The organism is Pseudomonas sp. AP19, from assembly GCF_001728855.1.
Taxonomy (GTDB): Bacteria; Pseudomonadota; Gammaproteobacteria; order Pseudomonadales; family Pseudomonadaceae; genus Aquipseudomonas; species Aquipseudomonas fluorescens.
On sequence record NZ_LXJP01000055.1, the window covers coordinates 1 to 25,394 of the forward strand.

A 25,394-nucleotide genomic window follows, 5' to 3' on the forward strand; every position below is an offset into this window, starting at 1 on the left:
GGGGGCGGGCTTGCTCGCGAATGCGGTGGGTCAGTCAGCTCATTTGTAACTGACCCAGCGCATTCGCGAGCAAGCCCGCTCCCACAATGTTGACCGAGTTCAGCTGCCAGCACCGTAGTGCTCTGCTTTTCTGTGGGAGCTGGCTTGCCTGCCATACAGACACTTCGATACATCAGGCATGCCCAGCCGCAGACCCCATACCAGCTCCCAGATTGACCCAATACAGTCTAAAGAACTGCCCACCCTCTGCCTGATGTACCCAGTTCAAAATGTGGGAGCGGGCTTGCTCGCGAAAGCGGTGTGCCAGTCGGCTTATTTGTAACTGCCCCACCGCATTCCCGAGCAAGCCCGCTCCCACAATGTTGACCGAGTTTAGCTACCAGCACCGCAGTGCACTGCTTTTCTGTGGGAGCTGGCTTGCCTGCGATGCAGACGCTTCGATACATCAGGCATGCCCAGCCGCAGACCCCATACCAGCTCCCAGATTGACCCAATACAGTCTGAAGAGCAGCCCACCCTCTGCCTGATGTACCCAGTTCCAAATGTGGGAGCGGGCTTGCTCGCGAATGCGGTGGGTCAGTCAGCTCATTTGTAACTGACCCAGCGCGTTCGCGAGCAAGCCCGCTCCCACAATTTGACCGAGATCTGCTTTCATCGCCAGGGCGGTTGTTAGGCCGCGGTGCTCGGTTTTTGATGTGTTTTTGGTTCTAGGCGGCCCGCGCCGTGAGGGTGGAACTGCTATCAGCCATCACCCAAATAATGGATATGCCCAAGGTCAACCGCGGACACCCGCGGGCACCAAGAACGCTGCCTCCAACAACTGCCGTGTGTAGGCATGCTGTGGGGCAGTAAAGATCGCCGACGCTTCTCCCTGTTCCACCACTTGCCCATGCTTTACGACCATCAGTTGGTGGCTCAGGGCCTTCACCACTGCCAGGTCATGGCTGATGAACAGATAGGTCAAGTTGTACTTGGCCTGCAAGTTGCGCAGCAATTCCACCACTTGGCGCTGTACCGTGCGGTCCAGTGCTGACGTTGGCTCATCCAGTAAAATCAGGCGTGGCTTGAGTACCAGCGCGCGGGCGATGGCGATGCGCTGCCGTTGGCCGCCGGAGAATTCGTGCGGGTAGCGGTGCCGCGCGTCGGGGTCCAGGCCGACCTCCTTGAGCGCTGCAATAATCGCCGTTTCCTGCTCCGCCGGCGTCCCCATCTTGTGAATGCGCAAGCCTTCGCCAACAATTTCGCTGACGCTCATGCGCGGGCTCAAACTGCCGAAGGGGTCCTGAAACACCACCTGCATTTCCCGCCGCAACGGGCGCACTTGCTGTTGGGTCAGTCGGTCCAGTTGCTGGCCCTCAAAGCGGATCCCGCCTTTGCTTGCGATCAGGCGCAAAATCGCCAGGCCGAGGGTCGATTTGCCCGAGCCGCTTTCGCCGACTATGCCCAGGGTCTGGCCCTGGGCCAGGCTGAAGTTGATGCCGTCCACCGCCTTGACGTAATCGACAGTGTTTCGCAAAAAGCCTTTCTTGATCGCAAACCACACCTTCAGGTCAGCGACTTCCAGCAACGGCGGCCCCACCGCATTGGTGGCCGGCCCGCCGCTGGGTTCCGCCGCCAACAGTTCCTGGGTGTAAGGATGCTCCGGCGACTGGAACAGCGTCTCGCACTCGGCCTGTTCAACGATGCAGCCCTGTTGCATCACGCAGACGCGGTGGGCGATGCGTCGCACCAGGTTCAGGTCGTGGCTGATCAGCAGCAACGCCATGCCCAGCCGCGCCTGCAATGCTTTGAGCAGTTCGAGAATCTTCAACTGCACCGTCACGTCGAGGGCCGTGGTCGGCTCGTCGGCGATCAGCAACTCAGGCTCGTTGGCCAGCGCCATGGCGATCATCACCCGTTGGCGCTGGCCGCCTGACAGTTCGTGGGGCAGAGCCTTCAGGCGTTTGTGCGGTTCGGGAATGCCCACCAGTTCGAGCAATTCCAGGGTGCGACGGGTCGCGATTTTGCCCGTGAGCCCCTTGTGCAGGCCGAGCACTTCGTTGATCTGCTTCTCGATGGAATGCAGCGGGTTCAACGAGGTCATCGGTTCCTGGAAAATCATCGCAATGCGGTTGCCGCGGATATGCCGGATGGTTTTTTCTTTGAGCGTCAGCAGGTCTTGCCCGGAATAGTTGATGGTGCCGGCCGGGTGCCGGGCCAGCGGGTAAGGCAGCAGCCGCAGGATCGAGTGGGCGGTCACCGATTTGCCCGAGCCGCTTTCGCCGACCAGGGCCAGGGTTTCGCCGCGCTTGATATCGAAGCTGACATTGTTGACCACACGGTGGTGATGGTCGCCGGTAACGAACTCGACGCAGAGGTCGCGGACTTCGATCAGATTGTCCTGATTCATCTCATTTCCTCGGGTCGAAGGCATCGCGCGCGGACTCGCCGATAAACACCAGCAAACTCAGCATGATCGCCAGCACGGCAAATGCACTCATGCCCAGCCACGGCGCTTGCAGGTTGGATTTACCCTGGGCCACCAGTTCACCCAACGACGGTGACCCAGCCGGCAGGCCGAAGCCGAGAAAGTCCAGGGCGGTGAGGGTGCCAATGGCGCCAGTGAGGATGAACGGCATAAAGGTCATGGTCGAGACCATGGCATTGGGCAGGATATGCCGGAACATGATGGCGCCGTTCTGCATGCCCAGGGCGCGGGCCGCGCGTACGTATTCGAGGTTGCGCCCGCGCAGGAACTCGGCGCGCACCACGTCGACCAGGCTCATCCAGGAAAACAGCAGCATGATCCCCAGCAGCCACCAGAAATTGGGCTGCACAAAACTGGCGAGAATGATCAGCAGGTACAGCACCGGCAAGCCCGACCAGATCTCCAGGAAACGCTGCCCGGCCAGGTCGACCCAGCCGCCATAGAAACCCTGCAAGGCCCCGGCGACCACGCCGATGATCGAGCTGAGCACCGTCAGCGTCAGGGCAAACAGCACTGACACGCGGAACCCATAGATCACCCGCGCCAGCACATCACGGCCCTGATCGTCGGTGCCCAGCAGGTTGACCGACGAGGGCGGCGCGGGCGCCGGCACCTTCAGGTCGTAGTTGATGCTCTGGTAGCTGAACGGGATCGGCGCCCACAGCGTCCAGGCGTCCTTAGCCTTGAGCAATTCCTGGATATACGGGCTCTTGTAGTTGGCCTCCAACGGGAACTCGCCGCCGAAGGTGGTTTCCGGGTAGCGCTTGAGCGCCGGGAAGTACCAGTCGCCGTCGAAGTGCACGGCCAACGGCTTGTCGTTGGCGATCAATTCCGCGCCCAGGCTCAGCACGAACAGAATCAGGAACAGCCACAGCGACCACCAGCCACGTTTGTTGGCTTTGAAACGTTCGAATCGGCGGCGATTGAGGGGGGACAGGTTCATCTCAATGCTCCCGGCTGGCAAAGTCGATACGCGGATCGACCAGGGTGTAGGTGAGGTCACCGATCAGTTTCACCACCAGCCCCAGCAGGGTGAAGATAAACAGCGTGCCGAACACCACCGGGTAGTCACGGTTGATCGCCGCTTCAAAACTCATCAGGCCCAGGCCGTCGAGCGAGAAGATCACTTCCACCAACAACGAGCCGGTGAAGAAAATCCCGATAAACGCCGAAGGGAACCCGGCAATGACCAGCAGCATGGCGTTGCGAAACACATGGCCGTACAGCACGCGGTGGTTGGTCAGGCCCTTGGCTTTGGCGGTGACCACATACTGTTTGTTGATTTCATCGAGGAAGCTGTTTTTGGTCAGCAGTGTCATGGTCGCGAAGTTGCCGATCACCAGGGCCGTGACAGGCAAGGCCAGGTGCCAGAAGTAATCGAGGATCTTGCCGCCCCAGCTCAGCGCGTCAAAATTATTCGAGGTGAGCCCGCGCAAGGGGAACCAGTCGAGGTAACTGCCGCCGGCAAACACCACGATCAGCAGGATCGCAAACAGGAAAGCCGGGATCGCATAGCCGACGATGATCGCCGAGCTGGTCCACACGTCGAAGTGGCTGCCGTGCCGTGTGGCCTTGGCGATCCCCAGCGGGATCGACACCAGGTACATGATCAGCGTGCTCCATAACCCGAGGGAGATGGACACCGGCATCTTTTCCTTGATCAGGTCGATGACCTTGGCATCGCGAAAGAAGCTGTCGCCGAAATCCAGCCGCGCGTAGTTCTTGACCATGATCCACAGACGTTCCGGCGCCGATTTGTCGAAGCCGTACATCTTCTCGATTTCCTTGATCAGCGCCGGGTCCAGGCCTTGCGCGCCGCGGTAGCTGGAGCCGGCCACCGAGACCTCGGCGCCGCCACCGGCAATGCGACTGGTGGCGCCGTCAAAGCCTTCGAGCTTGGCGATCATCTGCTCAACCGGGCCACCGGGAGCGGCCTGGATGATGATGAAGTTGATCAGCAAAATCCCGAACAGCGTGGGGATGATCAGCAACAGGCGGCGAACAATATAGGCCAGCATTTAATCGCCTCCGCTCGCCGGATCGGCGCTGTGTGCAGTGTCCAGGGTGATGGCCGGCTTGGCCGCGGGCTTGGCCCACCAGGTGACTGTGCCGACGTCGTAGCGTGGCGGGGTCTTGGGGTGGCCGAGGTGGTCCCAGTACGCGACGCGGTAGGTCTTGATGTGCCAGTTGGGAATCACGTAGTAGCCGAACTGCAACACACGGTCCAGCGCTTTGGCGTGGTCGACCAGGCTTTGGCGTGAGCTGGCGTCGATCAACGCTTCCACCAGTTGGTCGATGACCGGGTCCTTGAGGCCCATGTAGTTGCGACTGCCAGGCTTGTCGGCGCTGGACGAGGACCAGAATTCGCGCTGTTCGTTACCCGGTGACGTCGATTGCGGGAAGCTGCCCACCAGCATGTCGAAGTCCCGCGAACGCAGGCGGTTGATGTACTGCGAAACGTCAACGCGGCGAATCACCAGGTTGATGCCAAGGTCGGCCAGGTTGCGCTTGAAGGGCAGCAGTACCCGCTCGAAGTCGGTCTGGGCCAGCAGAAACTCGATGTTCACAGGTTTGCCGGTGGTGTCGACCATCTTGTCGTCGACGATCTTCCAGCCGGCCTCTTGCAACAACTGGTAGGCCTCGCGCTGCTGGTTGCGGATCATGCCGCTGCCGTCGGTTTTGGCCGGCTCAAAGGCCTGGGTGAAGACTTCGGCGGGGAGCTTGTCGCGAAACGGTTCGAGGATTGCCAATTCACTCGGGCCGGGCAGGCCGGTGGCGGCCATTTCCGAGTTCTCGAAGTAGCTGCGGGTGCGGGTGTAGGCACCGTTGAACAGCTGCTTGTTGCTCCATTCGAAATCCAGCAACAGGCTGATGGCCTTGCGTACCCGCACATCCTGGAACATTGGTTTGCGCGTGTTGAACACAAAACCCTGCATGCCGGTGGGGTTGCCGTTGGGGATTTCTTCCTTGATCAGTCGCCCCTGGGCGACGGCCGGAATGTTGTAGGCGTTGGCCCAGTTCTTCGCGCTGAATTCCAGCCAGTAGTCGAACTGCCCGGCCTTCAAGGCTTCCAGGGCGACGGTGCCGTCACGGTAATAGTCAGTGATGCGGTTGTCGAAGTTGTAGAAGCCCTGGGTCATCGGCAAGTCCTTGGCCCAGTAGTCCTTGACCCGCTCATAGCGCACCATGCGCCCGGGCTTGACCTCGGCGATCTTGTACGGCCCGCTGCCGAGCGGTATTTCCAGGTTGCCCTTGGCAAAGTCGCGGGTCGCCCACCAATGTTTGGGGAGTACCGGCAGTTGCCCAAGGATCAGCGGCAATTCGCGGTTATTGGTGCGCTTGAACTTGAACAGCACGCGCAGCGGGTCTTCGGCCACCACTTCGTCGACGTCGGCATAATAGGTGCGGTAGAGCGGTGAGCCATCTTTGATCAGGGCCTGGAAGGTGAACACCACGTCTTCGGCGCGGATCGGGTGACCATCGTTAAAGCGCGCTTCGGGGCGCAGGTAAAAGCGTACCCAACTGTTGTCCGGCGCCTTTTCGATCTTGCCGGCCACCAGCCCGTATTCAGTGATGGGCTCGTCCAGGCTTTGCATGGCCAGGGTGTCGTAGATCAGCGGCAGATTGTCTGCCGGCACGCCCTTGCTGATGTAGGGGTTAAGGCTGTCGAAGCCGCCCATGGCCGACTCGCGAAAAGTGCCGCCCTTGGGCGCGTCGGGGTTTACGTAGTCGAAATGCTTAAAGTCGGCGGGGTACTTCGGCGGTTCGTTGTAAAGGGTCAACGCATGTTGCGGCGCGGCGTTGGCCGCAGAGCACAGCAACAGACTGGTGAGCAATGCGTTGCGCAAAGACATCATTGGGCTTTCTCCGAAGCTTTCAGCCACCATGCGCTCAGGCCCAGGCTGTAGGGCGGCGTGGTGACAAAGGCGAACCGGTTGCGGTACGCCAGGCGATGATAGTTGAGGTACCAGTTGGGGATGCTGTAGTGCTGCCACAGCAGCACCCGGTCCAGGGCGCGGCCGGCGGCCAATTGTTCTTCGCGGGTCTGCGCCGCGAGCAGTTGCTCCAGCAGGTGATCGACCACCGGGTTGGCGATGCCTGCATAGTTCTTGCTGCCCTTGATCGCCGCTTGGCTGGAGTGGAAGTACTGCCACTGCTCAAGGCCGGGGCTCAGGGTCTGGTTGAGGGTGACCAGGATCATGTCGAAGTCGAACTGATCGAGGCGCTGCTTGTATTGCGCCCGGTCCACGGTACGCAAGCGCGCGTCGATGCCGATGCTGTTCAGGTTCTCGACATACGGCTGCAGGATGCGCTCCAGGTTCGGGTTCACCAGCAGGATCTCCAAACGCAGCGGCTGCCCTTTGCTGTCCAGCAGGCGCTGCCCGGACAGTTTCCAGCCGGCTTCGCCGAGCAGGGCGAGGGCGCGGCGCAGGGTGTCGCGCGGGATACCACGACCGTCGGTCTGCGGCAGGCTGAAGGCTTGCGTCAACAGGTTGGCCGGCAACTGGTCACGGTACGGCGAAAGCATCAGCCACTCGCGTCCCACCGGCACGCCGGTCGCGGAAAATTCGCTGTTGGGGTAGTAGCTCACGGTGCGTTTGTAGGCGCTGCTGAACAGGGTGCGGTTGGTCCACTCAAAGTCGAACATCAGCCCCAGCGCCTCGCGCACCTTGGCCTGGGCGAAGGTCGGACGCCGCGTGTTCATGAACAGGCCCTGGCTCTGGGTCGGGATCTGGTGGGCGATTTGCGCCTTGATCACATCGCCACGGTTGACCGCCGGGAAGTTATAGCCGGTGGCCCAGTTCTTGGCCTGGTGTTCGATGTAGATGTCGAATTCGCCGGCCTTGAAGGCTTCGAAGGCCACGTCGCTGTCGCGGTAGAACTCCACTTCGACCTTGTCGTAGTTGTAGAACCCCTGGTTGACCGGCAGGTCCTTGCCCCAGTAATCCTTGACCCGTTCAAACACCAGTTGCCGGCCAGGGGTGACTTTGCTGATGCGATACGGCCCGCTGCCCAGCGGTGGTTCGAACGTGGTGGCCTTGAAGTCGCGGTTCTTCCAGTAATGCTGGGGCAATACCGGCAGCTCGCCCAGGCGCAGGATCAGCAAGGGGTTGCCGGCGCGCTTGAACACGAAACGGATGCGATGCCGGTTGAGGATGTCGACCCGCGCCACTTCCTGCAGGTTGGTGCGGTACTGCGGGTGGCCTTCGGTCAGCAGCGTGCGATAGGAAAATGCCACGTCATAGGCGGTGATGGGTTTGCCATCGTGGAAGCGCGCTTCCGGGCGCAGGTTGAACACCACCCAGCTGCGGTCCTCGCTGTACTCCACCGACTGTGCAATCAGCCCGTAGCTGGAGGTCGGTTCGTCGCCGGACGGCGCGTATTGGCCAGTGCCGACCATCAACGGCTCGTTCAGCTCATTGACGCCGTATTGCAGGAAATTGGGGGTGGAAACCGGGCTTGAGCCCTTGAAGGTGTAAGGGTTGAGCGTGTCGAACGTGCCAAATGCCATGACCCGCAAGGTCCCGCCTTTAGGCGCTGCAGGGTTTACCCAATCGAAGTGGGTGAATTTGGCCGGGTACTTGAGCACGCCGAACTGCGTATAACCGTGGCTCTCGGTAATCGTCGCGTTCGCAGCAAAGCTCAAGGCCAGACTTATTAGTAGAAGGAGGGGACGCTTCAAGTCAGAGATCCGATCCAGGCGGCTTGGGCTTTATGATCGGTACAGTAACAGCTTGTTCCGGTTGGAAAAAGGTGGCTGGAAACACTGGGAATGCAATGGGGGAACGGGCTTGCTCGCGAAGGCAGTGTGTCAGTCAACAGAGATGTTGAATGTGCCACCGCTTTCGCAAGCAAGCCCGCTCCCCCATGAGCGCCCCAGTATTCTTGAAGCCTTAGCGCGGCCCGGAAACCACCAGCATCTGCCCCGGCTTGAGCGCCTGGCCAGTACGCGGGTTCCAGCGCTTGAGATGTTGCATCTCAACGTTGAAGCGCTTGGCGACGATGTACAACGAGTCGCCTTTCTTGACCTTGTATTGCACCGGCTTCTTGCTGTCAGCCTTGGCCACCAGCTTGCGCGTGTCTTGCATCACCAGGGTCTGGCCGACCTTGAGGGCCTGCCCATTGAGCTTGTTCCAGCGCTGCAGGTCATGCACATCGACCTTGTTCGCCTTGGCGATCAGCGTGAGGTTGTCGCCCGTGCGCACTTTGTAGCTGCGCGTGCGCCCGGCAACCCGTGTGGTCTCAACTTCGTCGAACACCTGCTTTTTCGGACGCATCGCCAGCAATTCTTCCGGCTTCATCGTCGACAGTGTGCTGGTCAGCAGCTGCGCCTTGGAGCTGGGTACGAGCAAATGCTGGGGGCCGTCGAGGGTGGTGCGTTGTTTCAACGCCGGGTTGAGCTGGAACAGTTCGTCTTCGTCGATCTCAGCCAGCGCGGCGACCCGGGACAGGTCCATGCTTTGCTTGACTTCAACCACTTCGAAGTAGGGCGTGTTGGCAATCGGGCTCAGGTTGACGCCGTAAGCCTCGGGCGCCAGTACCACCTGGGACAGCGCCAGGAACTTGGGCACGTAGTCCTTGGTTTCCTGGGGCAGGGGCAGGTTCCAGTAGTCGGTCGGCAGGCCGAGCTTTTCGTTGCGCTCGATGGCCCGGCTGACCGTGCCCTCACCGGCGTTGTACGCCGCCAGGGCGAGCAACCAATCGCCGTTGAACATGTCATGCAGACGTGTCAGATAGTCCAGGGCGGCGGTGGTGGAGGCGGTGATATCGCGGCGGCCGTCGTAGGCACGGGTCTGGCGCAGGTTGAAGTAGCGCCCGGTGGAGGGAATGAACTGCCACAGGCCGACCGCATCGCTGCGCGAATAGGCCATTGGGTTGTAGGCACTTTCAATCACTGGCAGCAGCGCCAGCTCCAGGGGCATGTTGCGTTCTTCAAGGCGTTCGACGATGTAATGAATGTAGAGGCTGCCGCGTTCTCCGGCGTTCTCCAGGAAGGAAGGGTTACTGGCGAACCACAAACGCTGTTGCTCGATGCGCGGGTTGACGCCCAGGCCGTCCTGCAATTGAAAGCCCCGTCGCATGCGTTCCCAGACATCCTGGGGGACTTCGGGGCTGGGCTTCTCTGAGAGCCAAATAGGTTTTTGCTTGATCTTGGCGGCAAGATTGGGTTTGGGTTGCACGGTGGATTGTGCAGCGAAATTTGTCGATTGGCAGCCCGCCAGAGTCGCGGACACAGCCACCGCCACGGCTTGAGCCAGGCGGGTCAATGCGTCTGAAGAGATGGATTTACGAATAGATGACGACATTGGCTGGAAGTAAGTTCCGGGCAAAAATGTCGGGCGATTCTAGAAAGCGCTTTGGTTCCGGTCAACCATTCAGAAATTCCGTATCAGATTGCATCCTCTTAGAACTTATCTTTCCATGCCCTCAAGCTAGCAAACACCTCGGCCCCAGAGCGGTTGTCGCGACCGTTCCGTTCGTCCGCTTTTTGTTTAACGGATGTTTCTGCGGTACGTAGAAAAGGGTTAGTACGTTTTTCCAGGGCCAAATTGGACGGCAGCGTCATCTCGCCACGGGCCCGTAACTGCTTGACGGTTTCCACGCGTGCGGCGATATCGGCATTGTCCGGTTCCACGGCCTGGGCAAATTTGAGATTACTTTGTGTGTACTCGTGGGTGCAGTACACCAGGGTGTCGTCGGGCAGCGCGGCCAGGCGTTGCAATGAGGTGTGCATTTGCTCCGGCGTGCCTTCGAACAGGCGGCCGCAACCGGCGGCAAACAGGGTGTCGCCACAAAACAGCACGCCCTGATGGTAAAAGGCGATATGGCCCAGGGTATGCCCCGGCACGCTATAAATGTCGAAGTCCCAGCCCAGAGCCGTGACGCGGTCGTTATCCATCAACGCCACGTCGCGCGCCGGGATGTTTTCGCTCGCGGGGCCGTAAACCTTGGCGCCGGTCACACTTTTCAGTTGCTCGACGCCGCCGACATGATCATGGTGATGGTGGGTGATCAGGATGTCGCTGAGGGCCCACTGCGGGTTCTGCCTGAGCCAGGCCAGCACCGGCTCGGCATCGCCGGGGTCGACCACGGCGCAGCGTTGGGTGTGCGGGTCTTGTAACAACCAGATGTAGTTGTCGGTGAACGCGGGGAGTGCACTGATCTGTATCATTCTTCGATTCGCCAAGCTGAACACATTGGTGCATCTTAGAACGTCTAGGCGAGTTGGAGAATGCAATGACTGATAAAGCGTTCGCCCAGGCCGATCCTGAATGGCTGGCCCTGATCAGCGCGGCCCGTGAATGGCTGTCCGGGCCGATCGGGCAATTTTTGCTGGACGAAGAACGGTGCATGCTCGAAGACGAGCTGGGCCGGTTCTTTGGTGGTTACCTGGTGCACTACGGCCCGTCGGCGCAGACGCCGCCCGCTGCGCCGCAGGTCCAGCGCAATGTGCGCCTGGGCGCGCCGCTGCCGGGGGTGGAGATCGTCTGCGAGGAGCAGGCCTGGCCGTTGAGCGAGCATGCCGCCGATGTGGTGGTGTTGCAGCATGGCCTGGATTTCTGTCTGTCACCCCACGGTTTGCTGCGTGAAGCGGCGAGCAGTGTGCGCCCTGGTGGCCATTTGTTGATTATCGGCATCAACCCCTGGAGCAGTTGGGGCCTGCGCCATGTGTTCGCCCATGATGGCCTGCGCCAGGCGCGCTGCATCGCGCCATCACGGGTAGGCGACTGGCTGAACCTGCTGGGTTTTGCGCTGGAGAAACGCCGCTTCGGGTGCTATCGTCCGCCGCTTGCGTCAGCCAAGTGGCAAGGCCGTCTGGCCGGCTGGGAGCGCCGAGCGGGTGCGTGGCAACTGGCGGGTGGCGGCTTCTATTTACTGGTGGCGCGCAAGATCGTGGTCGGGCTGCGGCCGGTGCGTCAGGTGCAACGCCAACCCATGGGCAAGCTGGTGCCGATGCCGATGGCCAAGGTCAATCGCAAGCAGAGTGAACCGTAACCCCCCTTTTTGATGACCGGCCGAATCGTTCGGCCTCGGGATACTGTCGGTCGATTACCGCCAGCCCGTTTTGATGGATGCAACCGATGACCGATACCGTAGAACTCTTCACCGATGGCGCCTGCAAGGGCAACCCCGGCCCCGGCGGCTGGGGCGCGTTGCTGGTGTGCAAGGGCGTGGAGAAGGAACTGTGGGGCGGCGAAGCCAATACCACCAACAACCGCATGGAGCTGATGGGCGCCATTCGCGGCCTGGAAGAACTCAAGCGCCGGTGTGACGTGCTGCTGGTGACCGACTCGCAATACGTGATGAAAGGCATCAACGAGTGGATGGTCAACTGGAAGAAGCGCGGCTGGAAAACCGCGGCCAAGGAACCGGTGAAGAATGCCGACCTGTGGCAACTGCTCGATGAGCAGTGCAACCGTCACAACATCACCTGGAAATGGGTGCGCGGGCACATCGGCCATCCGGGCAACGAACGCGCCGACCAACTGGCCAACCGTGGCGTGGATGACGTGCGCGGTTACAAGCAGAGCTAAGGTTTAAAGGGCGGCGATGGCCTGGGCCAGCTGCATGTCGCTGAAGGTTTGCGCCGGCAAACGCGCGCGGATAGGCATCAGCGCCAACGTCAGGCGCACGCCACGGGTCTGGCCATCACTGGCCACAAACGATTCGGCGTCCTGCCTGGCGGCCTGCACACTCTTGTCGTGCTTGAAGGAAGAACTCGTGCCCTGGGTGTCACTCATGGACAGGCTGACCAGAACGTCGGTCGTCATCACGAAGCGGGTGGCGTGCGCCGTGCAGGCGCTGCCCATCAGCACCAGGGCATACAGGGTTTTTGACCGGTTTATCGGGCGGTACGGTCCGCGTTCGAGTGGGGTGCGCAGGCTGGCAAGCGCGTCCAGGGCGAACTGCTGCAGCTTTGCTAAAGCGTGTTAAAAACTGTCGTGCATCAAGCGCCTTGGGCCGGTCTTGGGCTGCGTAAGGTGTGACGTGCTAATATTGCGCCCCTTGAAATACACCACCGTTGAGAGCTGAACCCTGATGGCCATCCGATCTGTTGTACTCGATACCGAAACCACCGGCATGCCGGTGACCGATGGCCACCGGATCATCGAAATCGGCTGTGTCGAACTGATGGGGCGCCGCCTTACCGGCCGTCACTTTCACGTTTACCTGCAACCGGATCGGGACAGTGACGAGGGTGCGATCGGCGTTCACGGCATCACCGACGAATTCCTCAAAGGCAAGCCGCGCTTCGCCGAAGTGGCCGACGAGTTTTTCGAATTCATCAACGGCGCCCAGCTGATCATCCATAACGCGGCGTTCGACGTCGGTTTCATCAATAACGAATTTGCCCTGATGGGGCAGAGCGATCGTGCGGATATCTCCCAGCACTGCTCGATCCTCGACACCTTGATGATGGCCCGTGAGCGTCACCCAGGCCAGCGCAACAGCCTGGATGCCTTGTGCAAACGTTATGGCGTCGACAACTCCGGCCGTGAACTGCACGGCGCCTTGCTCGACTCCGAGATTCTCGCCGACGTTTACCTGACCATGACCGGCGGCCAAACCAGCCTGTCCCTGGCCGGTAACGCCTCCGATGGCACGGGGTCGGCGGAGGGCTCGGGCAACCGCCCTTCGGAAATTCGCCGTTTGCCGGCGGATCGCAAGCCGACCACCATCATCCGTGCCAGCGAGCAGGATTTGGCTGAGCATGCAACGCGGCTGGAGGCGATTGCCAAGTCGGCCGGTGCGCCGGCTCTGTGGTCGCAACTGACCCAGCAATAGCCTGATTCAACACGGTTGAAAAATGTCGGCGCGGGTGGGCTGCGATAGCGCTGGGTCAATGGATCAAGGTGCTGGCTGATGCACCGCACCCGCGAGCAAGCTCGCTCCCGCTGTTGAACATCATCGCCGGAAAAATCTTCATTCGCGTCATCCGCTCCCAGCTTCTACCCTGAATGCATAGCCCTCAGGACTACAAGCGCTCATGTACAAAGACCTGAAGTTCCCTGTTCTTATCGTACACCGAGACATAAAGGCCGACACCGTTGCCGGTGACCGGGTTCGAGGCATCGCCCACGAGCTGGAACAAGAGGGCTTCAGCATCTTCTCCGCTGTCGACTACGCCGAAGGCCGGCTGGTGGCTTCTACCCATCACGGCCTGGCGTGCATGTTGATCGCCGCCGAAGGGGCCGGGGAAAATACCCACTTGCTGCAAAACATGGTCGAGTTGATTCGCCTGGCACGGGTAAGGGCGCCTAACCTGCCGATCTTTGCTCTGGGCGAGCAGGTTACCCTGGAGAATGCGCCGGCTGATGCCATGAGCGAGCTCAACCAGTTGCGCGGGATTCTTTATCTGTTCGAAGACACCGTGCCGTTTCTTGCCCGGCAAGTCGCGCGCGCCGCACGCACCTACCTGGATGGCTTGTTACCGCCGTTCTTCAAGGCACTGGTGCAGCACACTGCCGATTCCAACTACTCCTGGCACACACCCGGCCATGGCGGGGGTGTGGCCTACCGCAAAAGCCCGGTTGGGCAGGCGTTTCATCAGTTCTTTGGGGAAAATACCCTGCGTTCGGACCTGTCTGTGTCCGTGCCCGAATTGGGCTCGCTGCTCGATCACACGGGCCCGTTGGCGGAAGCCGAAGCGCGTGCCGCGCGCAACTTCGGCGCCGATCACACGTTCTTTGTGATCAACGGAACCTCGACGGCCAACAAGATCGTCTGGCATTCCATGGTCGGTCGCGACGACCTGGTGCTGGTGGATCGCAACTGCCACAAGTCGGTATTGCACTCGATCATCATGACCGGCGCGATCCCGTTGTACCTGTGCCCGGAACGCAACGAACTGGGGATTATCGGCCCGATCCCGCTGAGCGAATTCAGCCCCGAATCGATCCAGGCCAAAATCGAAGCCAGCCCGTTGACCCGTGGCCGGCCGCCGAAAGTGAAGCTGGCGGTGGTCACCAATTCCACCTATGACGGCCTGTGCTACAACGCCGAGCTGATCAAGCAGCAATTGGGCAACAGTGTCGAGGTCTTGCACTTCGACGAGGCCTGGTACGCCTACGCGGCGTTCCACGAGTTTTTCGCCGGCCGTTATGGCATGGGCACCTCGCGTACTGCGGACAGCCCGCTGGTATTTACCACACACTCGACGCACAAACTGCTGGCAGCCTTCAGCCAGGCGTCGATGATCCATGTGCAGGACGGCGGCGCGCGCCAACTGGACCGCGACCGTTTCAATGAAGCGTTCATGATGCATATCTCCACCTCGCCGCAATACAGCATCATCGCCTCGCTGGACGTCGCGTCGGCGATGATGGAAGGCCCGGCCGGGCGTTCGCTGTTGCAAGAGATGTTCGATGAGGCGCTGAGCTTCCGGCGCGCCCTGGCTAACCTGCGCCAGCATATCGCCGCCGAGGACTGGTGGTTTTCGATCTGGCAGCCGCCTTCAGTCGCCGGTATCGACCGGGTGGCCACTGCGGATTGGCTGTTGCACCCTCAGGACGACTGGCATGGCTTTGGCGATGTGGCCGAAGACTACGTGTTGCTGGACCCGATCAAGGTGACGCTGGTGATGCCCGGCCTGAATGCCGGAGGCGCGTTGAGCGAGTGCGGAATTCCTGCGGCGGTCGTCAGCAAATTCCTCTGGGAGCGTGGGTTGGTGGTGGAGAAGACTGGCCTGTATTCTTTCCTCGTGCTGTTTTCCATGGGGATCACCAAAGGCAAATGGAGTACCTTGCTCACCGAGTTGCTGGAGTTCAAGCGCAACTACGACGCTAACGTCAGCTTGGCCAGTTGTTTGCCCTCGGTGTTCAAACAGGGGCCGGCGCGTTATCAAGGCCTGGGTTTGCGCGACCTGTGCGACCAATTGCACAGTTGTTACCGCAGCAATGCCACGGCCAGGCACCTCAAGCGCATGTACACAGTGTTACCGGAAATTGCGATGAAACCGGCTGACGCATACGATCAGTTGGTCAGGGGTGAAGTCGAAGCTGTGTCCATCGATGCCTTGTCAGGGCGCATCGCCGCCGTGATGCTGGTGCCTTATCCGCCGGGCATTCCGTTGATCATGCCGGGCGAGCGTTTTACCGAGGCGACGCGGTCGATCATCGACTACCTGGCGTTCGCCCGCACGTTCGATAGCAGCTTCCCCGGTTTTGTCGCCGATGTTCATGGGTTGCAACACGAAGATGACGGCAATGGCCGTTGTTACACCGTCGATTGCATCAAGGGTTAAGGATGTTTATGCAAGCTGTAATGAACCCGAAGTACCCAGGGCTCAGTGTGCGGGTCGCCGACGAAGGTTTTGATGCCTACGTGTGGGGCAATGATTTCAGCTTTGAGGTCAGCGCCTATGCCGTGCCGGAAATGGGCAAGCGTGTCGAGCAATGGGGCGTGGAGCGCATCCTGCCGTACCGCAAGTGCTATGGCATCGACCCGGAAGAGTTCGCCAGTTTTCGTGACGCACCCGACAGTGCGATTTTTATGGCTTACCTGGATGACCGTGCGGTAGGGCATGTCGTGGTCAGCACCAACTGGAACGGTTTTGCCCACGTTGATGAACTGGCGGTGGCCTTGCCTGCACGGCGGCATGGTGTGGCCAAGGCATTGCTGGACGTGGCGCAGTTCTGGGCGCGCAAGAAAAACCTGCCGGGCATGATGCTCGAAACCCAGAACAACAACCTCGGCGCCTGCCGCCTGTATGAGCGTTGCGGATACGTGATGGGTGGGATCGATCAACTGCGTTATCGCGGGATTGATCCGCAGACCCGTGAGGTGGCGATTTTCTGGTATCGGCTGTTCAAGCCCGAGTTGGGCACGGACTGAACGTTGCGTCTGCCAGCTTTTCACACCACCTCAAAGGCCTCGGGGCAGGTTAGGAGTCGATCCAGGAGTGTTCGGCGCCGACCTCTACCTGCAATTGATCACGGAAGGCCCCATAGTGCTTCTTGGCCTCATCTACCCTCGATTGCAGGTCGCTCGGTGCCGATATACCTCGGTCGGCATAATATTGGCGCGTTTCGGTGTCGAGGTTGAACGGCTTGCCAAGCCTCAGTCTGCCATTGACCAAGTTGGTTTCTTTACTTTTTTTATCGAAGCCTGCGTCGTAAATGTCCGGTCGCCTGGCTTTCAGCACGTCGTCAAACATATTCGGGCCCACGGTCTCGAAAATCCTGCTCTCGTAGGTGCGGAAATCCGCCGTGTAGCTGACCGCGCCATTGGCGTCACGCCCCGTGGTCGGGCGATTGGCCTGAAAGTAGGCTTTATTATTGCTGAAGCGGCGATTCATTTCGGCAATCATTTCAGTGACGACCGGGTTGTCTGCCTGGGTGGCGAAGTTGCTCGTGTTAAAGAACAGTCTGTAGTCGGTCAGTGTGTGCGCGACCGGCGCGCCGATCAGGATATCCGAGTCTCCCGCGTGCAGGCCTGCCGAGCCGACAGCACCTTTGATCGTGTCATCGGTGTCGAGATAGATGCCGCCATATTTATTCATTAACGGGTAGCGTGCCACGTCAGAGGCGGCGGCGAGATTCTTGCCCTGGCCCTGGCGGAAATAGGTATACATTTCCGAATTTTTCAGGGGCTGGAAAAATGCCTCTTCGTGCAAGTTCATGACGGTGATACCCGGTGCGTTGTTTTCCAGATTGGCCTTGATGGCCGTGAACAGCGCTGGGGTATCGGCGTCAACATGCACAATGGCGTTGAACCCCGGCATCTTTTCGGTATTGGCCGCGATGTTCTTGACCAACTTCTCCGATATTTCGCCGCCGGCCCAGAAATAGTGAATGTCTTTGGGTAGGGGGCGGATATTTTCCGGCATTTGCAGGATGGCCGGCGGGGTCGCATCAACGAACTTGAAATTATGCGCGTCGATTTTTTTGGCTTTGTTCATTTCATCAAGTGTGCCTCGCTGCCATTTGTTCTTTCCCGTTCTCCAGAAATAAATACCGTTTGCGGCATCTGGGCTCCAGGCCCCGACACGGGTATCGAAGGTGGCGAGATAGTTCATGCCGTCATAGTTGATGGAGTAAGGGAACGAACCCGGGTATGTGTTGACTCGTACGTCATCTATCGGCATTACGTAGGTGTTTTCGTCGAGCTTCCAGGCAGGCGAGTTGTCGGGGGCACCGCCGAATAAACGGTTGGCCGAGGCGGAAGGCTCCCAGCCGGCGACGCCCAGGTCCCTGACGGCAATATCGGCTTGGCGTGCGTCGGGATGCTGGATGACTCGCTGGCCATCCTTGAGCGTGGACCGATAAAGCTTACCGTCGACTTTCACATATTCAATATTGTTCGGGCCCACGTAGACGTTGGCCTGCAGGCCCTTCACCCGGAGCAGTTCGGGGGACACTGTTGCCTCGTAACCCAGCAGCGCAGATTTGTTCAGGGTCTTGACTTGGCCCGCGTTCGCCACGACTGCCGGCTGGAATTTTTTCAGCGGCGCTCCATAGGGTTGCCCCTTGCCGATGTCGTAGGCATACCAGTGACCGTTGCGGAACACGGCGCCGCCTTCCAGGCTGTGCTCGGCCACTGTGTAGGTGCCTACGGCCGCCAAACCATGCTGCTGGCCTGCTGCCTTGAGCACATCGTAGCTACCACTGGCACCCTTGAGCACATTCACCGCTTCCTTGCCCAGGCGTGCGCCGCGGCGTATCAGCCAGCCCGCGCCCCTGAGCAGGTCGCTGGCGCCACTCAAGGGGTTGAGCGCCTCAATGGCAACGGTGCCTACGAATCGTGCGGTTTTCGTCGCCGCCTTCAGGCTGGTCAACCCCTTGGCAAGCACTTTGCCCGCTTGGGCGGCTTTGCCCAGGCCGAGGGTCACCAGGCCCACAACATCAGTGCCCAGGTCAAACAAGCCATCGCCGACGTTGCCCTTCATAAAATTGACAACGGCTGACCTGAAGGGAATCAGGTTGAGCAGGAACTGGCCGATGGCATCGTCGGCAGCTGCGCTTTTATCGTAAGAGGTGGACCCTCTGGCATGCTGGAGCAGGTCGTCATTGTCTAGGTCAAGCGATTGGGTGAACACCCGGGAGATGTAGTGGGTGCGCGGGGAGTCGAAGACCTGTGGCGTTTGCAAGAGGGTGTCTTTTTCCCCCGCCTGCAGGCTGTGTTCGGCCGGGAAGGGGTTAAACCGCACGGTTTTATGCAAGGCGTTGGCGACCCTCGTCTCGAGTTTGTCGTAGGGCGGCGAATACGTATGGATCTTGTAGTTTTCTTTGGAAATAGTGCCGGCGTGAGTATCAATGCGATAAATGTTGACCTGCCCGTCACGGGTGATCTTTACATCCAGCGTATGGCCTCTTTTACTCAGGGTTTGGGTCCAGAAGTCGGTGCCTAGCGTGTATTCGTTGGTCTGGAAAAATTCGAGCTCGCCATACTCGAAATTCTGTTTGTCCTCCGGCGGCAAGGTCGATATCAGGTAGTGAGCCATGCCCGAATGGCCTTTTTTCATTGCCTCAATGGCAGATGCGTAGTGCTGCGTAAAGGTCTCTGCGACGCTCAGCTTGCCGCTGGTTGACTGCTCGCAAAACGCCTGAATGGGGATCCGTTGGTTGTGGGTTTCCCAATGTTCGTTGCGGTCCGCATTGGTCTTGTCGCCCTGCATGACGATATCGAGCATCGAGTGCTCGCCGGGGATACGGCCCGGCCGCCCTGGGATCTTTGAGACTTTGACGATGTCTTTGGCCTTGAAGACGCTGTCGTCGACCCCCGGAAATGCTTCTCTGAGTAACGCCAGCCCCATGTCTTCACGGTTCGGAAGCGGTGTCGCGAGTGCCGTTGCTGTCGCCTGCACAGCGCTCTGTTGGGTGCTGAAGGCGCGCTGCAAACCTTGCATTTCGGTATCCGAGGGCACCTGGCCGGCGTTCCACAGGCCATTGACCACGCCCCAATTGATCACCGCTTCGCGCTGGATGTATTGGGTAAGGTTTGCGTCGATCTCGATATTTTCGGCGCCAGCCAATACCTCGCTGTAGGTCATCGTGAGCACGCGCCCCGGCGCTTGGGCTTCCAGTTTGGCTGCGGCAATGGCCAGCTGTGTCCAGGGAATACTGCCGTACTTCACACTGGGCGGGATGTCCTTGACCAAGCATTCAGGTGCGGTGCGGGCCAGCAATACCCGGGCGGCAAGGTCGGCTGATTGCGTAGAGGCACGGCCTTCTTTCACCAGGTGGTGACTCAAACCCTCAATAACCGCTGCGGCCGGTTTACCCCATTGCTGGCGTTGCCCAAGGTCAAAGCCGGCGACACCGTTGCGCACCGGCGCGTGCACGGCTTCCGGGTCCAGGCTGAGGTGGATGGCCGCCAGCAAGTAATCATTGAGGCTGGTGTTCGTCGCGACACCACCCAGCCGGGTTTGTATGGCCTCGCCCAGTGCTTTGGCTGCGGCTGAGCCCAGCAGCATCTGCGTCGCTTCGGCGGGTTTTTTCAAGTCATCGTTCGACAGGCTGGCTGCCGATAACAGATAGCCCAGCACGCCCTTGCGTTTATCGGCCAATGGCAGCCCAGGCAGGGTTGAGTCAGGCGCATTCAGCAGGTCGAGGATGGCTTGTTTATCCACGCCTGCCATAGGGCTTGGCCAAGACAACGCACCGCTGAAATTACCCAGGGGGTGGGTCTGCACGTGCTTGGTCGCGGTTTGATACAGCGCGAGCACCTCGTCGAGGGTTGTCGGTACGTTCAGGCCGCTGCCGGCGAGGTACGCTTGGAGCTTGACGAAAAGATTGCTTGGGGTCAGTTGGTGTTGTTGGTAGTAGTCGGAGTCTTCACAGACCGGTATTGAAAGCGTGCTCAGGCGCACGGCCAGTTCGGCGGCAACACGGATTTGCTGGTCGCCGGTTAAGTGACCGGGGAATGTTTGGCTCAGTTCCTCAAGCAGCGCGCGCAGTGCGTTGGCCAGCTCTCTCCAGTTGCAGCGTTCACCGAAGGCTTTTTTGAGGGCGGTGGGGTTGTCGAGCGCGTCAGCTACCTCAGGCGCATCATTATCCGCTGCCGTTGGGGGGCTGATCAGGGGGCTGGCGAGCTGTGGTTGGTTGTGGTTGGCGACGTTGCTCAGAGGCAGACGCGCAGTAGTGGCGTGATGGGTCACGTTCATTGAGGAGCCTTCCGTAGTGGTGGTATATCGTCCGGCACAGCGCCCCAGTGGGGCTTTGTGCAGCGAATAGGTGAAGAAAACGTCGGAAGGGGTTCCCGCTTGACTGTCAGGAGGTGTGTCGGGGGCAGGGGAGCAAAGGTCTGCGTTACGCGACTGGCGCGCTCGGCGGTGTGCCGGCCAGCAAGGCTTGGGCCTTGTGCATGATGATCTCCAGTAGGGCATTCAGCGCTGGCGTCGATTCAGTTTCTTTCAACGTCAAACCGTAAAGGATTACCGGGATGGGCGGAGATAACGGGCAAGCATCCAGCCCGATCTCCCGGGCACCGGATGCGGTGAACGGGTCGACAATCGCCAAACCTTCCCCTGCCTCCACCAGGCTGCGCATCATCTGATAGGTCTGCACCCGCGTTTGCACCTCCGGCAATGGGCGCAGAGCCTGCAACTTGGCGTCGAGCAGACGGCTTAACGGGTCATGCCCTTCGAGCCCGATCATCGATTGCCCGGCCAGCTCCTGTAATGCAATGTACTTTTGCTTGGGCTTGAGCCAGCCGTGGGGCGCGAGCAATTGCAGTTTGCCCTGCGCCAATACCGTGCTTTGAATGTGTGGGTGCTGCGGGTCATAGAGGCTCAGGCCCACATCGGCTTCGCGCAGCAGCAGGCTCCTGACGATCTCCCGGGTCGGCTGGCTCGACAGGTTGCACGGCGTGTCCTGGAAGCGTCGACGCAATGCAGCGATGCTTTGCGGCAGCAGTTGATTGGCCAGGGGCGGGGTGCACACTGCACGCAGGGTGGGCGCATGATGGTGTTTCAAGCGGCTGGCCAGGCGTTGCACCGGTTCCAGCGCTTCGTAGAGCTGGGCGATTTCAGCCTGCAGCTCCAGGGTCTCGCGCGTCGCTTGCAAACGCCCGCGCACGCTGGCAAACAGCATGAAGCCCAATTGGCGCTCGGCATCCTTGAGCGTGGCGTCCACATCGCCCACGGGGAGTTGCAACCATTCGGCGGCCGTGCCGAGGTGTCCGGTCTGCAAGATGGCCTGAATCACTTCGATATGACGTAAACGCATCGCCGGAGTCTATGTTCAGTGCGGTGGGGTTTCAATGGCTGGGGAAAAAACAGCACGGGCGTGGTCGGGTGTCGGGCAGCGTTAGCATGTATACAACTGCAATGATCAGGTCATATAAGAACGTATCAACCGAGGGACAATGGGGAGCCTTACCATGCCAGGACGTACCACAATCGGAAAGATCCCCGGCCAGCGTGGCTTTACGCGTTGGGCGGTGCTGGTGGCGTTGATCATCGTTGGCGTGCTGGCGTTTGCGGTGGGGCCACGTTTACTGGGTGAGGTCACCGTAAAGGAAATTGCCACGGCGAAAGCCCAAGTGGCCGAACTGGGCAAGGCTGTCGAGCAGTTTCATCAAGACATTGGCCGTTACCCCACTGATGAAGAAGGCCTGGAAGCGCTGACCTCGGCACCGGCTGGCGAGGTGAAATGGAAGGGGCCTTACGTGAGCGAAGACCTGCTGGCCGACCCTTGGGGCATTGCCTATCAGTATCACTATCCGGCCACGCAAGCGAAAACGCCCTTCGACCTGTTCTCGTTTGGCAAGGACCGCACACTGGGCGGTGTCGGCGAGAACAAGGATATTACCTACGGCGACAACTGATTCATCTGGCATTACCCATCGACCTGATTAGAATGGCGCATCTGATCATCAACGACCAATGCCGGTTACTCGGCACTTAAAACAAAAACAGGTCCGGTCTCACATGCCTATACCCTCGACATTCCTCGGGGTAACGGCCAAGCAACTACTGGTCCTGGTGACCCTTGGTAGCGTGGCTGCTTATCTCCTCAATAGTCACGATGAACACACCCCGGAAAATCTCGCCCTGGAGGCGTTTATCCGTTCCCAGGAACAGGTAGGCGAGCAGGTCGGCGCGGTGCTGGAGATTGCATTGGTCAGGCAGGTGGTCGCCTATCCCGGTTACGGCACCTCGGGCTACAAGCGATCGCTGTTTGCCGTCGAGGGCGAGCGGGGGCGGTTGATGGTGACGCTCAGGCAAATGGACGGTGAGCAGGGCGTCGAGGTGACGGAGATACGCCGACCCTGATCACCCAGCCCAGTCAACGCCATCAATGGCCAGGACTGAGCAGGTCGATAAGGCGGGATCTTATGAAGCGAGGAACGTTGGGGATTCGCGGACGATAATTTTGTCCGACTGGATCAGTCTGAATTCATCGCCTTCCAGCTTCTCTACACGATCGCCAATGGCCAGCTTGTAGGTAGTGGTGGGCGCCGAGCCAGCCAGGTCGCCTTGCACCGGGTTGGATTCCTGGAACTCATGCACCGAATACACGCGTCCTTCCGCGTCTCTGGCATGGAACTGTCCGACAAGTACTGCAGCCATCTGTTTAGAACCTCTGGAGATAAACACTCGATTTGCGGTTCTGTAGACCGTCATGGAGCGGGGTAGTTTACCTATGGAAAAAAAATACTATTCGTTGATGTTTTCAGACGCTTCCTACGCTGGCAGCGGCGAGTCAAACGTCTTGGGCCTCATCAAAACCTTCTGGTGAACCTGTCGCGAAAACTCTATAACTACAAGCTCCATTAGTCAGACGTCGGGAAAACCTCAATGAGTAAGGTCTATACGATTGCCGTCCTGGTTGGCAGCTTGAGAAAAGAGTCGATCAACCGCAAGGTCGCCCTGGCTTTGGCCGAACTGGCCCCAGCCAACCTCACATTGAACATCGTTGAAATTGGCGACTTGCCGCTCTACAACGAGGACATCGACGGGGCATCACCGCCCGCAGCCTACAGTACTTTCCGTCAGCAGGTACGTTCATCCGACGCGGTGCTGTTCGTGACCCCGGAATACAACCGTTCCGTGCCCGCCCCGCTGAAGAATGCCATTGATGTGGGCTCTCGCCCTTACGGGCAAAGTGCCTGGAGCGGCAAGCCCGGCGCGATCATCAGTGTGTCGCCGGGCGCGATTGGCGGCTTCGGCGCCAACCACCATCTGCGCCAGTCGCTGGTGTTTCTTGATGTGCCGTGCATGCAGCAGCCGGAAGCCTACTTGGGGGGCGCGGGCAGCGCGTTCGATGAGGCGGGCAATGTGTCGGAAAAGACCAAGCCATTCCTGCAGGCGTTTATCAATGCCTATGGCACCTGGGTCGAGAAACAACACGGTTGAATACGCAACACCCGGCCGCCAGCGCCGGGTGTTTTGTTTTTGCGGTCAGGCCAGGCGATCCGCCAGTGCCAGCGCGTGTGCGGTGGATTGCTGGCGGGAGGTCTGATCGACCTCCGGCCCCAGCAGGGTTTTTTCCACCGACAGCGTGTGCACATCCGTCACACCGATAAATCCGAGCCAGGCGTCCAGATAGGGTTTCTGAAAGTCCATCGCCTGCGCGCCGGGTGCGGAAAAATCCATCCCTCGCGCGTACACATTCACCGCCGTCTTGTTGTGCAGCAGGCCTCGCAAACCGTGTTCCGGGCTGAACTCAAACAAGACATCCTTCTGCGACACCACGTCGATAAAGTGTTTGAGCTTGTAAGGGATCGCGAAATTCCACAGCGGTACCGAGAACACCAATACGTCCGCCTGATGCAACTGGGCCGCCAGGGCTTTCAGTGCCGTCCAGGCGACGCGTTGCTCGTCGCTCAATGCCACGCCGCTGAGGCCCGCATACTTGGCGTCCATCACCGGCCCATCGAATTCCGGCAGGTCGAGAGCCCACACATCCAGGGTCACCACGTGGGTGTCCGGGGCGTTCTGCTGATAACGCTGGATAAATTGGCGAGCGATTTCCAGGGATGCGGAGCGCTGTTTGCGGGGTGAGCATTCGATGTGCAGAAGCGTAGTCATAGTGGGCCTCGAAGAAAGTTGACCCGAGCATTGCAACATAGCGCTTGATGAAATATAAATCGTGTTTTGGCGGCCTATTAATTAGATATCAGAATATGTTTGATGGCGTGCTGCTTAAAACCTTCGTCGCGGTGGTGGATGAGGGCGGTTTCAGTCGTGCAGGCGAGCGTCTGCACCTTACGCAGTCGGCCGTCAGCGGGCATTTGCGGCGCCTGGAAGAACAGGTCGGCAAGCCGTTGCTCACGCGCACCACGCGTTCCCAACAGTTGACGCCGGACGGCCAACGGTTGATGGCCTACGCGCGCGGTATTCTGGCGTTGAATCGGGATGCCTGGGCGGAGCTGACCCGTTCGGCGTTTGCAGGAGATCTGCGCGTGGGTGTGTCGGAGGAGTTCGCCGACGCACGCCTGTTGCGTGAGCTGCAAGACGTTGCCGCCGAATACCCAGGCATCCAGATCACCGTGCAGGTGGGCATTCCCGGTTCGTTGCTGAGTTTGATGAAGCAGGGTGAGCTGGATATGGTCGTGGGGTCGTTATGCGAGTCAAGCGAGCCGGGCCTGGCGTTGTGGCGAGAGCCGCTGGTGTGGGCCTGGTCCGCGCAACCGACGGTGGCATTACCGACGCCTTTGCCGCTGGCCCTGTTTCCGGCGCCCTGTCCTTACCGCGAGGCGGCGTTGACCCGTCTTGCCCAGGCCGGTATCGCCCAGCGCACCGCCTTGCAGTGCAGCAGTTACGCGGCGTTGCACGCTGCCGCGATGTCCGGGTTTGCAATTGCCCCGATGGCACTCAGCCAAGTGAAGCCGGGCTTGACGGTACTCGGCAACGAACAGGGTTTGCCCGCGTTGCCGGACGCCGAGTTCCGCCTGTTCAGCGCGCCGGAGGCGGACTCACGCCTGGTCGAGGTGATCACCCAGGTCGTGGTCCGTTACGGCGCTTCCCGGCGTTACTGAG

21 protein-coding genes are annotated in these 25,394 nt (G+C 59.9%); 9 read left to right on the forward strand and 12 right to left on the reverse strand.

The features are described from left to right. Positions 1-775: 775 nt before the first annotated feature. The 7 genes from A7D21_RS27480 to gloB all read right to left on the reverse strand — a co-directional run bounded on the left by A7D21_RS27480 (position 776) and on the right by gloB (position 10,640). The gene (locus A7D21_RS27480) at positions 776-2,389 is read right to left on the reverse strand and encodes an ABC transporter ATP-binding protein (RefSeq protein ID WP_069553174.1); all 1,614 of its coding nucleotides are present in this window, start codon (positions 2,387-2,389) and stop codon (positions 776-778) included. Position 2,390: 1 nt separating this feature from the next. Next, positions 2,391-3,410 (reverse strand): ABC transporter permease, encoded by a 1,020-nt coding sequence (locus A7D21_RS27485; RefSeq protein ID WP_053255688.1) that lies wholly within the window; start codon positions 3,408-3,410, stop codon positions 2,391-2,393. A gap of 1 nt (position 3,411) precedes the next feature. Further along, positions 3,412-4,485, reverse strand: coding sequence for a microcin C ABC transporter permease YejB (locus A7D21_RS27490; protein ID WP_053255689.1), 1,074 nt, complete (start codon positions 4,483-4,485; stop codon positions 3,412-3,414). Continuing rightward, the gene (locus tag A7D21_RS27495; protein WP_053255690.1) at positions 4,486-6,324 is read right to left on the reverse strand and encodes an extracellular solute-binding protein; all 1,839 of its coding nucleotides are present in this window, start codon (positions 6,322-6,324) and stop codon (positions 4,486-4,488) included. Next, complete coding sequence (locus tag A7D21_RS27500; protein ID WP_053255691.1) at positions 6,321-8,150, reverse strand: extracellular solute-binding protein; 1,830 nt, start codon at positions 8,148-8,150, stop codon at positions 6,321-6,323. The genes A7D21_RS27495 and A7D21_RS27500 overlap by 4 nt, the downstream gene beginning before the upstream one ends. Before the next feature lie 211 nt (positions 8,151-8,361). Then, complete coding sequence (locus A7D21_RS27505; RefSeq protein WP_053255692.1) at positions 8,362-9,774, reverse strand: transglycosylase SLT domain-containing protein; 1,413 nt, start codon at positions 9,772-9,774, stop codon at positions 8,362-8,364. A gap of 98 nt (positions 9,775-9,872) precedes the next feature. Continuing rightward, a complete protein-coding gene (gene gloB, locus A7D21_RS27510; protein ID WP_053255693.1) occupies positions 9,873-10,640 on the reverse strand; it encodes a hydroxyacylglutathione hydrolase in 768 nt (255 codons plus the stop codon). 65 nt (positions 10,641-10,705) lie between these two features. On the opposite strand from gloB, the gene A7D21_RS27515 reads away from it, so the two are divergent. Both A7D21_RS27515 and rnhA read left to right on the forward strand, forming a co-directional pair. Further along, complete coding sequence (locus tag A7D21_RS27515) at positions 10,706-11,464, forward strand: class I SAM-dependent methyltransferase (RefSeq protein ID WP_053255694.1); 759 nt, start codon at positions 10,706-10,708, stop codon at positions 11,462-11,464. Between the two features lie 86 nt (positions 11,465-11,550). Continuing rightward, positions 11,551-12,003: a ribonuclease HI gene (rnhA, locus tag A7D21_RS27520; protein WP_053255695.1), complete on the forward strand. Its 453-nt coding sequence runs from the start codon at positions 11,551-11,553 to the stop codon at positions 12,001-12,003. Between the two features lie 3 nt (positions 12,004-12,006). Here the strand turns inward: rnhA and A7D21_RS27525 are convergent, their stop codons facing one another. Further along, complete coding sequence (locus tag A7D21_RS27525) at positions 12,007-12,384, reverse strand: DUF2388 domain-containing protein (RefSeq protein ID WP_371859235.1); 378 nt, start codon at positions 12,382-12,384, stop codon at positions 12,007-12,009. A 130-nt stretch (positions 12,385-12,514) separates the two neighbouring features. On the opposite strand from A7D21_RS27525, the gene dnaQ reads away from it, so the two are divergent. The 3 genes from dnaQ (at position 12,515) to A7D21_RS27540 (ending at position 16,303) form a co-directional block, all read left to right on the forward strand. After that, positions 12,515-13,255: a DNA polymerase III subunit epsilon gene (gene dnaQ, locus A7D21_RS27530; RefSeq protein ID WP_167422778.1), complete on the forward strand. Its 741-nt coding sequence runs from the start codon at positions 12,515-12,517 to the stop codon at positions 13,253-13,255. Positions 13,256-13,457: 202 nt separating this feature from the next. Beyond that, entirely contained in the window at positions 13,458-15,713 is a 2,256-nt protein-coding gene (locus A7D21_RS27535) for an Orn/Lys/Arg decarboxylase N-terminal domain-containing protein (protein ID WP_069553176.1), read from the forward strand. Positions 15,714-15,721: 8 nt separating this feature from the next. Beyond that, a complete protein-coding gene (locus A7D21_RS27540) occupies positions 15,722-16,303 on the forward strand; it encodes a GNAT family N-acetyltransferase (protein ID WP_073638536.1) in 582 nt (193 codons plus the stop codon). Positions 16,304-16,352: 49 nt separating this feature from the next. Here the strand turns inward: A7D21_RS27540 and A7D21_RS27545 are convergent, their stop codons facing one another. Both A7D21_RS27545 and A7D21_RS27550 read right to left on the reverse strand, forming a co-directional pair. Then, entirely contained in the window at positions 16,353-20,573 is a 4,221-nt protein-coding gene (locus tag A7D21_RS27545) for a glycosyltransferase (protein WP_069553177.1), read from the reverse strand. A gap of 145 nt (positions 20,574-20,718) precedes the next feature. After that, on the reverse strand, positions 20,719-21,636 hold the full coding sequence (locus tag A7D21_RS27550; protein WP_069553178.1) for a LysR substrate-binding domain-containing protein: 918 nt from the start codon (positions 21,634-21,636) through the stop codon (positions 20,719-20,721). Positions 21,637-21,790: 154 nt separating this feature from the next. On the opposite strand from A7D21_RS27550, the gene gspG reads away from it, so the two are divergent. Beyond that, the gene (gene gspG, locus A7D21_RS27555) at positions 21,791-22,237 is read left to right on the forward strand and encodes a type II secretion system major pseudopilin GspG (protein ID WP_069553179.1); all 447 of its coding nucleotides are present in this window, start codon (positions 21,791-21,793) and stop codon (positions 22,235-22,237) included. Positions 22,238-22,340: 103 nt separating this feature from the next. Next, a complete protein-coding gene (locus A7D21_RS27560; RefSeq protein WP_053255703.1) occupies positions 22,341-22,685 on the forward strand; it encodes a hypothetical protein in 345 nt (114 codons plus the stop codon). 60 nt (positions 22,686-22,745) lie between these two features. Here the strand turns inward: A7D21_RS27560 and A7D21_RS27565 are convergent, their stop codons facing one another. Continuing rightward, positions 22,746-22,982, reverse strand: coding sequence for a hypothetical protein (locus tag A7D21_RS27565; RefSeq protein WP_053255704.1), 237 nt, complete (start codon positions 22,980-22,982; stop codon positions 22,746-22,748). Positions 22,983-23,210: 228 nt separating this feature from the next. On the opposite strand from A7D21_RS27565, the gene A7D21_RS27570 reads away from it, so the two are divergent. Then, complete coding sequence (locus A7D21_RS27570) at positions 23,211-23,768, forward strand: NADPH-dependent FMN reductase (RefSeq protein ID WP_053255705.1); 558 nt, start codon at positions 23,211-23,213, stop codon at positions 23,766-23,768. A 45-nt stretch (positions 23,769-23,813) separates the two neighbouring features. On the opposite strand, the gene A7D21_RS27575 is transcribed toward A7D21_RS27570, so the two are convergent. Beyond that, complete coding sequence (locus tag A7D21_RS27575) at positions 23,814-24,443, reverse strand: FMN-dependent NADH-azoreductase (protein ID WP_053255706.1); 630 nt, start codon at positions 24,441-24,443, stop codon at positions 23,814-23,816. 95 nt (positions 24,444-24,538) lie between these two features. Here A7D21_RS27575 and A7D21_RS27580 point away from each other — a divergent pair, with 95 nt between their 5' ends. After that, positions 24,539-25,393, forward strand: coding sequence for a LysR family transcriptional regulator (locus tag A7D21_RS27580; RefSeq protein ID WP_069553180.1), 855 nt, complete (start codon positions 24,539-24,541; stop codon positions 25,391-25,393). Position 25,394: the final 1 nt, after the last annotated feature.